Raw genomic sequence first — 12637 nt, forward strand, 5'->3', positions numbered from 1 at the left:
ACTACTTTGATCCAAAAAAAGAGAGCCCCCAAAATGAGAAGCCCTCCAATTACTATTTCCCGCCTGTGAATGAAATACCTTTAATAAAGTAGCGATTAAAGAATGCATACAGAAGGAGTATCGGCAGAGTAAAGACCATGGATGCAGCCATGATATAGTTCCAGTAGCTGACGTATTGGCCTTTAAAGGTGTTCAATCCTAATGGCAGTGTGTACATTTCTGTATCGGTCATGACAATCAATGGGGTCATGAAGTTGTTCCAGAATCCCATGAACACAAAGATTGCTTGTGCCGCCAAGGCCGGTTTGGCTAACGGCAATACCACCTTGAAGAAGATTCCGAAACGGCTTAGACCATCGATTTGAGCAGCCTCTTCCAGTTCCTTCGGGAAGTTGATGAAGAACTGTCTCATCATGAAGATGAAGGTTGCATTGATCATGGCCGGTACGATCATCCCTTGATACGAGTTAAGCCAGCCGATTTCCTTTAAAATTAAATAGTTTGGGATCATCGTGACTTGTGCCGGTATCATCAGGACTGCGAGAATCATGATGAATAATGCCTTCTTCCCTGGAAAGCTTAAGCGCGCCAAGGCGTATCCAGACATGGAATTAAAGATGATATTCAATGCTGTCCCGATTACTGCGATGAATAAACTATTGAATAACCATCTAGGAAATAGCTCCTGCTCGATAAAGATCTGTTTGTAATTATCCAAAGTGAAATTCTTCGGTATGAAATTCATCGTTCCGCTAATGATTTCTTCTAATGTTTTAAAAGAAGAGGAGAGTGCCCATAAGAATGGAATCAGAGTTGTGATCGCATAGCCTATCAGGACAATGTATAGAAGACGCTTACTGAACGTCTTTTTCTTCGAATTCATGCTTCCATCCTCCTTAATAGAGTGATTCTTCTTTAGAGAATTTACGTTGAATCAGTGTCGCCACCAGGATGATTATGGCGAGCGCGAAGGCAAGTGCGGCTGCATACCCCATGGTGCCCAATGATTTAAAGGCATATTGATAGATTAGGAGGACAACCGTTAACGTCGAGTTATTCGGTCCACCGGATCCACCTGAGAAAATATACGATTGATCAAACAGCTGGAACGTTCCGATAACCCCCATGATCACGACGAAGGATGTAACCGGCCTGAGAAACGGTACGGTCACATAGAAGAACTTCTGAATCGCATTCGCTCCGTCCAGTTCAGCCGCTTCATATAACGAGTCTGGAATATCCTGAAGCGCTGCAAGATAGATGACCATGAAAAATGGTGCCGTTGCCCAGATGTTCATGAACATAATCGCATTCAAGGCGATGTCAGGATCACCTAAGAAATTATACGTCGGCAAGCCTACTTTTTCTAAAAGATTATTGATCAGCCCTTCTTTGTTATACATCCACATAAAGATCAGCGTCAGCACGGCTGAAGACGTTAAGGTCGGTAAGAAATAGACAATCCTGAAAAGCTTCTCACCTTTTAACCCCGCATTTAACGTCGCTGCCAGCACCAAAGCCAGAAAGGTTTGTGTTGGCACCACAATCAGTACGTACTTCGCCGTGTTTTTCAAAGCGATAATGGCCCGATTGTCTTCCATGATCCTCGCAAAATTCTCAAATGCAACAAATTCAAAACTCATATCCCCCAGGAGTTGAACCTTATGAAAGGATAAAAAGATGGCATAAAGAATCGGTCCAATAATAAACACCGCTAATACAAATAGCGTGGGAGACATAAATAAGTATCCTTGTCCTGCATCCTGTAATCTCTTCTTAGAAGATTGTTTGTTCATTCTTATCCCTACCTTCTATCTGTCTAAAATCTGCCCTATTCCCTGTATTCTTTCCGCCCAGGTCTGTCTAGCCAAGACCTAAAAAGAAAGAATACAGTCAATGGTAAAGCTGTACCTGACACCATCATCAGTGCCAGGTACCTTTAAAAAGATTATTGAATTTCGCTATTCGCTTGTTCTTCTGCTTCTTTCAGTGCTTCATCCAGAGGTCTGTCTCCCAGGAAGGCAGCGATAAATTGGTTGTTAAAGTTGTTCATGATGATCGGCAGGTTCTTTCCTTCTGCCCAAACCGTTGCATATGGTGCTCCGGCTACAAGTGCTCCGCGTAATTCATCCTTGTCATACCCTAATTTTTCAGCTACTGACTTACGTGTCGGAAGGGCAAACCCTTTAGAAGTCCACGTTTCCATTCCTTCTTTACCAGTTAGATACGAAATCAGCTTCCATGAAGCTTCCTTCTTTTCCGATGCCGCATTCATCACATATCCAACCGTGTAGGCCATTGTTCCTTTTTCTCCATTGATTGTCGGTAATTCAGCCGTTCCGTATTCAACATCCGGGAACGTATCCGCTAGGAATGGAATCGCCCAGTTTCCTTCGATGACCATGGCTGCTTTCCCTTGACCGAACATTTCTCCTCCCCAGTTCGCTCCTACTTCTGAAGCCTGTGCAGAGGTTTTGTCTTCGTTATGCTGGTCGATGATCGGCTGAAGGGCATTGACCACTTTATCTGAAGCAAAGTTCGCTTGATCATCCTTCACGACTTCCCCACCGGTTGCCTGAGCAATGTGATAAAGGCGGGCTAGTTCCGGAGCTACTCCAAATCCATAAACGCCATCTTTCGTCAGAGCCTTTGAAACTTCACGAAGCTCATCCCATGTTTTCGGAACTTCCACACCTGCTTCTTCAAACATCTTTTTATTGTAAAAGAGAGCTAGAGTCGAATAGTCTTTCGGGAAACCATATGTCTTTCCATCCACCTGGAACGCTTCAAGCATCGGTTTCTCGAAATCTTTCACATCGAAATCTTCTGTTACGTAATCATCCAGCGGCTCAACAACCCCTGTTTCAATCAGGGCAGGAGCTTCCAGAGCATCCAAATAGAAAACGTCGGGACCTTCTCCACCAATCAAACGTGTTTTCAATACATCCATATACTGCTCAGAAATGACTTCGTGTTTTACGTCAATATTCGGATGTTTTTCTTCAAAATCAGAAATCGTTTGAGTTAAAAGCTTCTGTTCAGAAGGATTTCCTCCCCAGCCTGCAAGAGTGATTTCGACCTTTTCGCTTGCTCCATTTGAACTCGTCTTCTCATCTGATCCACTGCATCCTGCCAATACCGATCCCACTAACATCGTCGTAATTCCTAGACTCGCGATCCACTTCTTCTTCGCCATTTTCATAACCCCTTTATTGATTTATTTAAAATAGGATTGTTATTCCTGGATGTGATTACACTGTCTGTTTTTCTTTCACAATGTCGTAGCCTGTTGTGTTTTCTATAATGGTGGTTTCTACTTTGTCTCCTTTTCGCATTAAGGAAAGAGATAGCACTCCATCACCAATCGTTATATCGTGAACCGTCAACATATTCATTTCATCGAGTAAAATCGGATTGAGATGGATTTCTTTTGTAAGATTGTTCGGGAATAACCCTAGCAGTGATTGTATAAACACAAGTGGTGTCCCCGCTGCCCACGCTTGTGGTGAACATGCGACCGGATACTTTACAGCCTTCCCAATTGCAGACTCATACCCGCAGAACAATTCCGGCAGTCGATCATATTCGAAGTGGCGGGAGGCATCAATCAGTCCGCTCATCACCTTCTTTGATTCCTCGGTAAATCCTAGTTTACTTAATCCCAGCAGAGTCATGCTGTTATCATGTGGCCAAATGCTTCCATCGTGATAGCTCATCGGGTTATAGCCTGCTTCGCCTTTCCCCATGGTACGAATTCCGTATCCTGAAAACATTTTGTCATTCGTTAACGTTTGACTTACTTTTTCAGCACGGTTCCCTGACATCATTTCCGAATATAAAACATGCCCTGGATTGGAAGTGATCGTACCTACCTTTTCTTTGTTTTGATCAAGGGCGATGGCGTAGAATTCCTGGTCGTCCATCCAAAACTCCTGTTCAAATCGTTCTTGCAGGTTTTTCGCTTCTGCTTTTAATCTAGAAGCCGTTTCATTATTCTCAAGTGCTTCATAAACAGCAGCCAATCCACGTTTCGCCTGATACACATATCCTTGGACCTCTACTAAGGCAATCGGCGTATCAGCGTAGTCCCCGTTTCGATGAACGATGGAGTCCCCGGAATCCTTCCAGCCCTGGTTGGCAATTCCCTTGGATGATTCCTGATGGTACTCAACGAATAGATCTCCGTCACGATCTCCGTACTGGTCAATCCATTCAAGAGCTCTCTTCACATTATCTTCAAGCTTATGGAACGTATCCATATCACCGGTCCATTTCACATACTCTGTTAAAAGAACAAGGAATAACGGTGTTGCATCAATCGTTCCGTAATAAGGCGTGAACGGAATCTGGTTCGTATTGGCAAGCTCCCCGTAGCGTATTTCATGCATGATCTTGCCCGGCTGTTCGTCTCTCCAAGGATCCACCTTCGTCCCTTGCTCACTGGCCATGGTGAACAGGGTGCCTCTTGCAACCTGTGGTTCGAAGGCAATCATTTGCAGGGCCGCAATCAGACTGTCTCTTCCGAATGGAACCCCGAACCAAGGCAGACCAGCTACAGGAAACTTTCCGTATCCAGTGTCGGTCAGTAACACTCTGAGATCTGACAATCCTCTGTCCACCAGGCGTTGAAGTGGCTGGTAATCCGTTTCTACTTTCGTTAACTGAGCGGACCATTCTTTATAAGAGACTTTTAATTTTTGAAGAGCCTCTTCGACAGGTAAAATGTCATCTCTGGTTTCTACATTTTCCAGTGGCACAATCATAAACGTAATGGACTGTTCTTCCTCATGCTGAAGATCAACCTGGAAAGTAATCTCTCCATTTTCCTTCACGTTTTTCGCTTTGGCATCCCACTGAATCTTTGTCGCACGATTGATATCGTCTGCTCCTTCATATTGGAAGGTGAGGGATTGATCCTCAACGTTCTGACCTGTTCTCTTTCCTACGTTCCCAGTTTGGAACCCGCGTACGATGAACATATCGTTAAAGTCCACATCGACTTCTATATTCAACTCAAACGAGACCGGCTTTGGGTAATAGTTTTTCGTCGTAATCGTTTCATATAACACATCATCATAAATAAAGCGCTTACGTTCAATTTCTACTGATTCCCTCCAGAGAATAAGATTTCCCTCCTCCTCTTGGTGGGGGTTCGTCGATAGAATCGTAGACATATAGTTTTCGGATCCATCCGAATGTAATAGAATCGGTTTTTCATTATTTATTTTTACATTCAACTTGCTAAGGTACCTCGTGTCATTCTTGTATAAACCAAGTCCATAACTGTGATCTGAAACGATATCTCCCTGCTCATCTGTAAGAAGAAATAAGTTGTTTTCTTTAATCACTCTGTAGTTCATATTGGTTCCTCCTACTTTCATAACGCTTCGTTTTTGTTAGTGAGTCATATCGGTGTTTTCCTATTTTCCGAAACGTTTTGGAAATCCGGCAAAAAAAATATATCCATTTCCAAAACGTTTCGGATTACCCCCTAAATAAAAGTTGGCTTTTACTCCTCTTCATTTTGAAGACTTTCACCAACGTTTATTCATTTCTATGATTCGTACTTTCTCTTTTGATTAACTTTGTCTCCAACACCATTCGATGGGTCTTGGATTGATTTGATAATAAGTCGAGCAATAATCTTGCCCCTTCATACCCCAGCTGAAACTTATTTTGTTGGATGGTTGTCAGCTTGGGACTAACATAGGAAGCAAGCAGTATATCATCATACCCGACAATGGAAAGTTTTTCTGGCACCTGTAACTTCAACTCTTTCGCTGCACTCATCGCTCCAATGGCCATTAAATCGCTTGCGCAAAATATAGCTGTTATTTCAGGATGTGAGGTCAATAATGTGTTAGCTGCTTTCTTTCCGCTTTCTTCTGTGAACTTACCATTCACGATGTAGTTGGTATTGAGTTCTACCCTTGCTTTTTGCAAAGCGTTTTTATACCCTTCCAATCGCTGCTGACTAACAAACGCAAACTCATGTCCATTAATCATCCCGATGTTCTTGTGACCATTTTCGAGTAAATGTTGAACGGCTTTCTCAGCTCCTAATACATTATCCGTTGTCACATGACTCACATTCCCGGACTCAAGGGGAATATCAATTAATACGCAAGGAATATCACTTTCGACGACTTCATGTAAATAAGGATCATCGGTGCGAATCCCCTGGATTATGACCCCGTCCACTCTTCTTTCCCTGCAAAGTTGAGTATACGTCTTTTCACGCTGCTTCGAAGAATTGGTGTTGAATAGGACAAGATCGTAGTCAGAACCGGAAACAAATTCATTAATGCCCGCCAGCACTTCCACGATGAAATTATCCTTCACACTTTCCTTTGTAAATCCGGAAACGAGTAATCCAATCGTTTTCGACTTTTTCATAACTAAACTTCGGGCAATCGAATTTGGACTATAATTTAACTCTTTGGCAACTTCTGCAATCTTCTTTCTCGTGTCTTCATTGACATCTGAATATCCATTTAACGCCCTTGACACCGTCGTAACGGATACCCCGGCTACTCTGGCAATATCTTTAATCGTAGTCACTTACACATCTCCCAAAACGTTTCGGATTTCCTTTAACTGAATAATACAACAGATTGAAAACGATTACAACATTATTTTTCAATAACGTTTTTTTGTTGGGACAGGGGGACAGGCACCGTGTCCCACTTATACCGTTGTGGCAGTTTCGCCGCTATTTTTGAAATTTCGCCGTTAAAATCAGAATTCCGCCGTTAAATGGATCTCAGATTATATCGGGACGCAGCGATAGATAACTGGACGCTGGTTGGGCCTATCTTTTAATGCTTTGAATGTCTGAGTTCGCTGATAAATTTGAGATTTCGCTGATATAATCCGGATTTCGCTGATATATTGAAAATATCGCTGATAAAATCATGATTTCGCTGATATATCAAGAACCCTTAAAGAATGTCCCCCTCTTTTATCACCCAAAGGACTATCACCTCACCTTTTTTCTCTAATTCACTCATCATTTATGTCCCAAAACATAAAAAAACAGCGAATTTTGATAAATTCGCTGCATGATATGATCTCTTTTATAGATTATTTATTTCCTCGCTTCATGAACCTTCAGCATCTTACCCTTGACTGTGGTTTTCTTCATCGCTTGTAAGACCAACGGCCCTTTGCCATTCAATATCTCCACATACGAAAGGTTTTCCTGGATCGTGATGATCCCGATGTCGTCAGCAGTCACGCCATCAAGTTTCGCAATTGTTCCGACGAAATCGACTGCCCTGATTTTCTTTTTCTTCCCGCCATTGAAGTAGAGCTTCATGATACCTCTGTTCAATTGCTCACTCTTGTCTGATTTAAAATCAGGTTCCGTGTCTAATTTCAGATCAAAATCCGCTTTGGCTTTTGACACTGCTTCTTCCGACGGCGACTGCAGCTTTGGAATCGTAAATCCGATATAGTCTTCAATCTCGGCAAGGAATTTATCTTCATACGGTGTGCAGAAGGTGATCGCCTTCCCTTCAGAACCTGCGCGGCCCGTTCTTCCCGTGCGGTGAACATAACTTTCTTTTTCCATGGGGATATCATAATTGATGACATGTGTAATGTTTTCAATATCGATTCCACGGGCTGCCACATCCGTTGCCACCAGGTACCGGAATTCCCCTCTTTTAAAATCGTCCATCACTTCAAAGCGCGCTTCCTGAATCATACCGCCATGAATTTTATCAACGGGATACCCTGATCGATCCAACTCATCACATAATGTATCAACATTTTCTTTTGTTCGGCAAAAGATGATGCAGCTATCGGGATTTTCAACAGTTGTGACGTTTTTCAGCAGAGTCAGCTTATTCTCCTCTCTCACTTCGATCAAAGAGTGATCGATTTTATCTGTCGTAATACCCGTTGCTTTGATTTCAATGTGAACTGGTTTCTTCATATATTTATGGCAAAGTGTTTCCACATCCTCTGGTAATGTAGCTGAGAATGTCAGCGTTACCCGCTCAGTCGGCAGCTCCTGAATAATCGCTTCCACCTGTTCGATAAACCCCATGTTAAGCATCTCATCGGCTTCGTCGATTACAAGGTACGAAAGCTTATCCAGTGGGAATGTTCCTTTTTCAATATGATCGAGAACACGACCGGGAGTGCCTACTACGACATGATTTTTCTGCTTAAGCTCAAGTTTTTGTCGTTGAAAAGGAGATTTCCCGTACACGGCAGCCGCTTTGATACGCTTATATCTACCGATGTTTGTGATGTCTTCTTTTACTTGAACCGCGAGTTCACGTGTTGGCGTCAGCACAAGGGCTTGAGGCTTATTCTCTTCCCACTGTACCATCTCGCAAATCGGAATCCCGAAAGAGGCTGTCTTACCGCTTCCTGTTTGGGAACGCACAACAAGATCCTTCTTCTCCAGAGCCAATGGAAGCACCTTGGATTGAACCTCGGTTGGAGCTTGATACCCTAAACCGGATAGAGCCCTTACAATTTCATTACTAAGCTTATAATCCGTAAATTGTTTTATACTCATTTCACTACCTCATTTATTCCTTCTTTAGTTTTATTCTCATAGGAAAGTGTCGATTCTATTCAATGGAATTATACCCTCAGCAAATTCTTTTCAAATATCTTTAGGTATTCCACCGATAGTGTGTTATGCTTTACCTAACCATTTTTAACTTGTAACATGTTGTCTCCGGGACCGACGAACGCTGTCGGTCCCTTTTTATATCTAAAGCGCAGGCGGCTCGCCCAGAGGCGACAAGCATAAGACGAACATGCCGGAAAGGCGTTCTTTTCCTTTTTGGCATGTTTGACTTATGACCTCGAGCCTCTAGCCGCCGGAGCTGGATGACACCAAATGCGCAGGCGGCTCGCCCAGAGGCGACAAGCATAAGACGAACATGCCGGAAAGGCATTCTTTGCCTTTTTGGCATGTTTGACTTATGACCTCGAGCCTCTAGCCGCCGGAGCTGGATGAAACCTAAAGCGCAGGCGGCTCGTTCAGCCCCGACAACAATAAAAAATAAAAAAAGGACCCTCCGAGAGAGTCCCTTCATCAAAAGCTATTACGCTTTGTTTACGTTAGTCGCTTGAAGTCCACGTTGACCTTGCTCAGTGTCAAATGTAACTTTTTGACCTTCGTCTAAAGATTTAAATCCTTCGCCTTGGATAGCTGAGAAATGTACGAATACATCTTCTCCACCTTCGATTTCGATGAAACCGAAACCTTTTTCTGCGTTAAACCACTTTACTGTACCTTGTTGCATAATTGTTTCCTCCTGTGTGGACTTGAATCCACGATTTATTACTATCGTTGCTCAATTAGATATCAAAGGCGAAAAGTTTAAATACTTATTCTTTCCTTACAGACCGAACAAAAATAATTCTTTCTTAGAATAACAGATAACCTGAGAAAAAGCAAATCGAATACAATAATCACCCTCAATCCCTCTTTATTCTTTAAACTCTCCATTAGTAAAGGATAAATCCGTCCTTATGTCGAAAGTAAGAGATAAAGGGGATGACCCAAATGAATAAAATTGGATTATTAAAAAGTTTAAATCAAGCCAGTCGCGGAAACTTCTTTTCAATTGAAATCCCTATGACTTCAAAAGAAGAAGCACAAACAATCAAAAATCTGGCAACTGAGTTAGAAAAAGAAGGAAAAATCAAAATCAGGGAATGTAATCAGAATGAATCCTCCGTTTACATTCAAGGAATCATTAAGTATGCGTTAACGTAATTTTGAAAAGGTGCCTGTGATCGAACTGCAGGGACCTCTTTTTTTTCGCAAATAAAAAAGGACTCTCAGAGAGAGTCCTTCATCATAAAGCTATTACGCTTTGTTTACGTTAGTCGCTTGAAGTCCACGTTGACCTTGCTCAGTGTCAAATGTAACTTTTTGACCTTCGTCTAAAGATTTAAATCCTTCGCCTTGGATAGCTGAGAAATGTACGAATACATCTTCTCCACCTTCGATTTCGATGAAACCGAAACCTTTTTCTGCGTTAAACCATTTTACTGTACCTTGTTGCATAATTGTTTCCTCCTGTGTGGACTTGAATCCACGATTTATTACTATCGTTGCTCAATTAGATATCAAAGGCGAAAAGTTTAAATACTTTCATTCCTTACAGACCGAACAAAAATAATTCTTTCTTAGAATAACAGGAAATCGTAAAAATAGCAAATACTTTTACAAAATTGTTGAAGACCCACTCTATCTTCCTATATAAAAGTCCACTCCCCCGGAAGGAAATGGACTTACATATGACTATTTATCTTCCTGCTTACTCCCATGTTTTACGCCTTTACTAGTATAGGGCTTGTTGCTCTTCTTCTTATTTGCTCCGGCCTGCCAGCGATTCCAGCCTTTTTTTCCTGTGCCTTGGCCTGTGCCGCTCTTTTTCTTTGGTTTACTCATTTTTTCACTCCGTTATGATAAGGTACGTTCTTTCAAGTTCGTCCTCATATCATAACACTTATTAGTGGAGGAATGAACTCCTTGTTTATTCCACTCAGTTTTTCTGCCCTGTGTAGATGTGGATCGCGTCCCTCAAGAACTCAGCCACACCCTCCTGCTCTGCATCATAGTATGCCTTAAACCGCTCATCATCGACATACATCTGAGCAAGACCGGCATGACCCTCCTTGGTGTACTGTCCCCAGTAGAATGTGATCCACTCTTTATGCAAGTCAGCAGCTTTCTGGGCGATGTCGCTTGCTGGATCACCTGTTTCGAACGCTTCGGCTAACGTTACTTTTATCTCTTTTTCAAGCCCTGTGACTTTTTCATGGTCTTCCTGGGACATGTTCATCACTTTGGCGTTAGATTCGTCCACTGCCTTGTCACCATACTTCTCCCGTACTTCTTTTCCATACCTTTTCTCGTTATCCTCAATCATCTTTTGCTTGAATCCTTCAAACTTTTCTTTATCTGACATGGTCATTCTCCCTTCCTTTACATGTATTGTTTTATCTACATTTGCAATCAATTGATCAAGCTGCTCTCGTCTGGCTAACAATTTTTCGCGGTGTTCCTTCAAGGCATGAGTTGCGTCAAAGGCAGGATCATCCAGAATATCCTTGATTTCATCCAGTCCTACACCTAATTCTTTATAAAAGAGGATCTGCTGCAGTCGGTCGACTTCCCTCTGCCCGTATATCCTATATCCTGACGAATTGGTCCTTGCCGGCTTCAGAATCTCAATTTCATCATAATAGCGCAGAGTTCGTGTGCTCACACCAGCGAGCTCCCCAAGCTTCTTAACGGTATATTCCATGATTTCACCTCCTGACAATTCTTACTTTACAGGTTGACGCTGCGTGAATGTAAAGGGGGTTTTTGAAAAAAGTTTTTTATTTGATAGGATAGCCCACCTGGAAGGGATCTATTTGGGGAATCCCTTGAAAATAAAGCAGCAGTCCGATATTCTTAGATTATTAATTATCAGTTTAAGGTTGTGTTGAACATGCGTATTAATAAATATATCAGCGAAGCTGGGAAGGCATCCAGACGCGGTGCAGATAAATTGATTACAGAAGGAAGAGTGACCATTAACGGGAAGATCGCGAAGATTGGAGATCAAGTGAATCCCGGGGATGATGTGAAGGTGAGCGGGGCACCTGTAAGGGTGGCACGAAACAATGTATATATCGCTTTAAATAAACCTGTTGGGATTACGAGTACCACAGAAAAAGGCGTGAAAGGGAATATTGTGGATCTCGTCAATCATCCCCTGCGAATTTTCAATATCGGACGATTGGACAAGGATTCAGATGGCTTGATTCTTCTTACGAACGATGGGGATATCGTCAATGAAATCCTTCGTGCCGAGAATCAGCATGAGAAGGAATACATCGTGACGGTTGACCGCCCGATTTCAGAGGATTTTCTAAAGCAGATGTCGGAGGGTGTTAAGATCCTGGGAACGAAGACACTGCCATGTAAGGTTGAACAGATTTCTAAGTATGTCTTCCAAATCACATTGACTCAAGGATTGAACCGCCAAATACGTCGTATGTGCGAAGCCCTTGGATACGAGGTATATAGACTGCAGCGTACGAGGATCATGAATATTCATTTAGGGAACCTGCCTGTAGGACAATGGCGTGACCTTTCTAAGAAAGAGAAGACGCGACTGTTTCAGGATTTGGATTATGAACCGAAGGAATGGTAATCATCCAGCCGGACCCGCCATACGTTGTCTATGGCGGGTCCGTTTTTTACATATGGACTTCCCGAGAGTGACGGACGAACCCAAGATAACGGGAGCCCTGGAAGTTCAATTCCCCCTGATCTCCTTCCACAAGCATCCCATACTCAGTATCTTTGGCCTTTAACTCCATCCTGTCCCCACTGTCCACTTCGAAGGTGACAAAGTATTGGCTATAGGCTCTTGTTTCCCCACCACCTCTTACTGCCGTCCTTTTGGCAAGGACTTTTGCCCGGACATTTATAACGGGTGACTGGTTATTCTTACTCCACTCGCCCACTCCTTTTATAATGGAGAACAGAATGAACGAAATCACGATGACAAAGACGATCCCTATAAAAATAGGGACAATTTGAAACATCATATCTCCTCCTGGTGCCATGTAACTCCCCCCTTGGGTATTTCCCACTATTTTA

General features: G+C 42.6%; 13 protein-coding genes. 2 read left to right on the forward strand and 11 right to left on the reverse strand.

Annotated elements, in window-relative coordinates; translation table 11 throughout:
- Positions 1 to 52: 52 nt before the first annotated feature.
- From ACFQWC_RS11815 to ACFQWC_RS11845, 7 genes are all read right to left on the reverse strand, one after another.
- Complete coding sequence (locus ACFQWC_RS11815; RefSeq protein WP_377107462.1) at positions 53 to 883, reverse strand: carbohydrate ABC transporter permease; 831 nt, start codon at positions 881 to 883, stop codon at positions 53 to 55.
- Positions 884 to 896: 13 nt separating this feature from the next.
- Entirely contained in the window at positions 897 to 1796 is a 900-nt protein-coding gene (locus tag ACFQWC_RS11820) for a carbohydrate ABC transporter permease (RefSeq protein WP_299744581.1), read from the reverse strand.
- Between the two features lie 152 nt (positions 1797 to 1948).
- Positions 1949 to 3196 (reverse strand): ABC transporter substrate-binding protein, encoded by a 1248-nt coding sequence (locus ACFQWC_RS11825; protein ID WP_299744578.1) that lies wholly within the window; start codon positions 3194 to 3196, stop codon positions 1949 to 1951.
- 55 nt (positions 3197 to 3251) lie between these two features.
- Entirely contained in the window at positions 3252 to 5360 is a 2109-nt protein-coding gene (locus ACFQWC_RS11830) for an amylo-alpha-1,6-glucosidase (protein ID WP_377107465.1), read from the reverse strand.
- A 184-nt stretch (positions 5361 to 5544) separates the two neighbouring features.
- The gene (locus tag ACFQWC_RS11835) at positions 5545 to 6561 is read right to left on the reverse strand and encodes a LacI family DNA-binding transcriptional regulator (RefSeq protein WP_377107467.1); all 1017 of its coding nucleotides are present in this window, start codon (positions 6559 to 6561) and stop codon (positions 5545 to 5547) included.
- 526 nt (positions 6562 to 7087) lie between these two features.
- On the reverse strand, positions 7088 to 8533 hold the full coding sequence (locus ACFQWC_RS11840) for a DEAD/DEAH box helicase (protein ID WP_377107469.1): 1446 nt from the start codon (positions 8531 to 8533) through the stop codon (positions 7088 to 7090).
- Positions 8534 to 9071: 538 nt separating this feature from the next.
- The gene (locus ACFQWC_RS11845) at positions 9072 to 9272 is read right to left on the reverse strand and encodes a cold-shock protein (protein ID WP_064094055.1); all 201 of its coding nucleotides are present in this window, start codon (positions 9270 to 9272) and stop codon (positions 9072 to 9074) included.
- A 263-nt stretch (positions 9273 to 9535) separates the two neighbouring features.
- On the opposite strand from ACFQWC_RS11845, the gene ACFQWC_RS11850 reads away from it, so the two are divergent.
- Positions 9536 to 9748, forward strand: a complete 213-nt coding sequence (locus ACFQWC_RS11850) for a hypothetical protein (protein WP_299746041.1) — start codon at positions 9536 to 9538, stop codon at positions 9746 to 9748.
- A gap of 93 nt (positions 9749 to 9841) precedes the next feature.
- Here ACFQWC_RS11850 and ACFQWC_RS11855 read toward each other — a convergent pair whose 3' ends face one another.
- The 3 genes from ACFQWC_RS11855 to ACFQWC_RS11865 form a co-directional block, all read right to left on the reverse strand.
- Positions 9842 to 10042: a cold-shock protein gene (locus tag ACFQWC_RS11855; RefSeq protein ID WP_064094055.1), complete on the reverse strand. Its 201-nt coding sequence runs from the start codon at positions 10040 to 10042 to the stop codon at positions 9842 to 9844.
- Between the two features lie 237 nt (positions 10043 to 10279).
- Positions 10280 to 10429, reverse strand: a complete 150-nt coding sequence (locus ACFQWC_RS11860; RefSeq protein ID WP_082051258.1) for a DUF3934 family protein — start codon at positions 10427 to 10429, stop codon at positions 10280 to 10282.
- Between the two features lie 94 nt (positions 10430 to 10523).
- Complete coding sequence (locus tag ACFQWC_RS11865; RefSeq protein WP_299746022.1) at positions 10524 to 11288, reverse strand: MerR family transcriptional regulator; 765 nt, start codon at positions 11286 to 11288, stop codon at positions 10524 to 10526.
- Positions 11289 to 11477: 189 nt separating this feature from the next.
- On the opposite strand from ACFQWC_RS11865, the gene rluF reads away from it, so the two are divergent.
- Positions 11478 to 12185: a 23S rRNA pseudouridine(2604) synthase RluF gene (gene rluF / locus ACFQWC_RS11870; RefSeq protein ID WP_299746019.1), complete on the forward strand. Its 708-nt coding sequence runs from the start codon at positions 11478 to 11480 to the stop codon at positions 12183 to 12185.
- A 46-nt stretch (positions 12186 to 12231) separates the two neighbouring features.
- Here rluF and ACFQWC_RS11875 read toward each other — a convergent pair whose 3' ends face one another.
- Positions 12232 to 12603 carry a DUF2500 domain-containing protein gene (locus ACFQWC_RS11875; RefSeq protein WP_377107473.1) on the reverse strand — a complete coding sequence of 124 codons (372 nt, stop codon included), beginning with the start codon at positions 12601 to 12603 and terminating at the stop codon, positions 12232 to 12234.
- Positions 12604 to 12637: the final 34 nt, after the last annotated feature.

This window comes from Rossellomorea sp. GCM10028870, from assembly GCF_042666755.1.
Lineage (GTDB): Bacteria > Bacillota > Bacilli > Bacillales > Bacillaceae_B > Rossellomorea.

Excerpts from the sequence above, each read along its gene's own strand:
- ACFQWC_RS11845 (WP_064094055.1), bottom strand. The coding sequence starts at position 9,272 with ATGCAACAAGGTACAGTAAAGTGGTTTAACGCAGAAAAAGGTTTCGGT.
- ACFQWC_RS11820 (WP_299744581.1), bottom strand. The coding sequence starts at position 1,796 with ATGAACAAACAATCTTCTAAGAAGAGATTACAGGATGCAGGACAAGGA.
- ACFQWC_RS11875 (WP_377107473.1), bottom strand. The coding sequence starts at position 12,603 with ATGGCACCAGGAGGAGATATGATGTTTCAAATTGTCCCTATTTTTATA.
- ACFQWC_RS11855 (WP_064094055.1), bottom strand. The coding sequence starts at position 10,042 with ATGCAACAAGGTACAGTAAAATGGTTTAACGCAGAAAAAGGTTTCGGT.
- ACFQWC_RS11860 (WP_082051258.1), bottom strand. The coding sequence starts at position 10,429 with ATGAGTAAACCAAAGAAAAAGAGCGGCACAGGCCAAGGCACAGGAAAA.
- ACFQWC_RS11830 (WP_377107465.1), bottom strand. The coding sequence starts at position 5,360 with ATGAACTACAGAGTGATTAAAGAAAACAACTTATTTCTTCTTACAGAT.
- ACFQWC_RS11815 (WP_377107462.1), bottom strand. The coding sequence starts at position 883 with ATGAATTCGAAGAAAAAGACGTTCAGTAAGCGTCTTCTATACATTGTC.
- ACFQWC_RS11850 (WP_299746041.1), top strand. The coding sequence starts at position 9,536 with ATGAATAAAATTGGATTATTAAAAAGTTTAAATCAAGCCAGTCGCGGA.
- ACFQWC_RS11840 (WP_377107469.1), bottom strand. The coding sequence starts at position 8,533 with ATGAGTATAAAACAATTTACGGATTATAAGCTTAGTAATGAAATTGTA.
- ACFQWC_RS11825 (WP_299744578.1), bottom strand. The coding sequence starts at position 3,196 with ATGGCGAAGAAGAAGTGGATCGCGAGTCTAGGAATTACGACGATGTTA.
- ACFQWC_RS11865 (WP_299746022.1), bottom strand. The coding sequence starts at position 11,288 with ATGGAATATACCGTTAAGAAGCTTGGGGAGCTCGCTGGTGTGAGCACA.
- rluF (WP_299746019.1), top strand. The coding sequence starts at position 11,478 with ATGCGTATTAATAAATATATCAGCGAAGCTGGGAAGGCATCCAGACGC.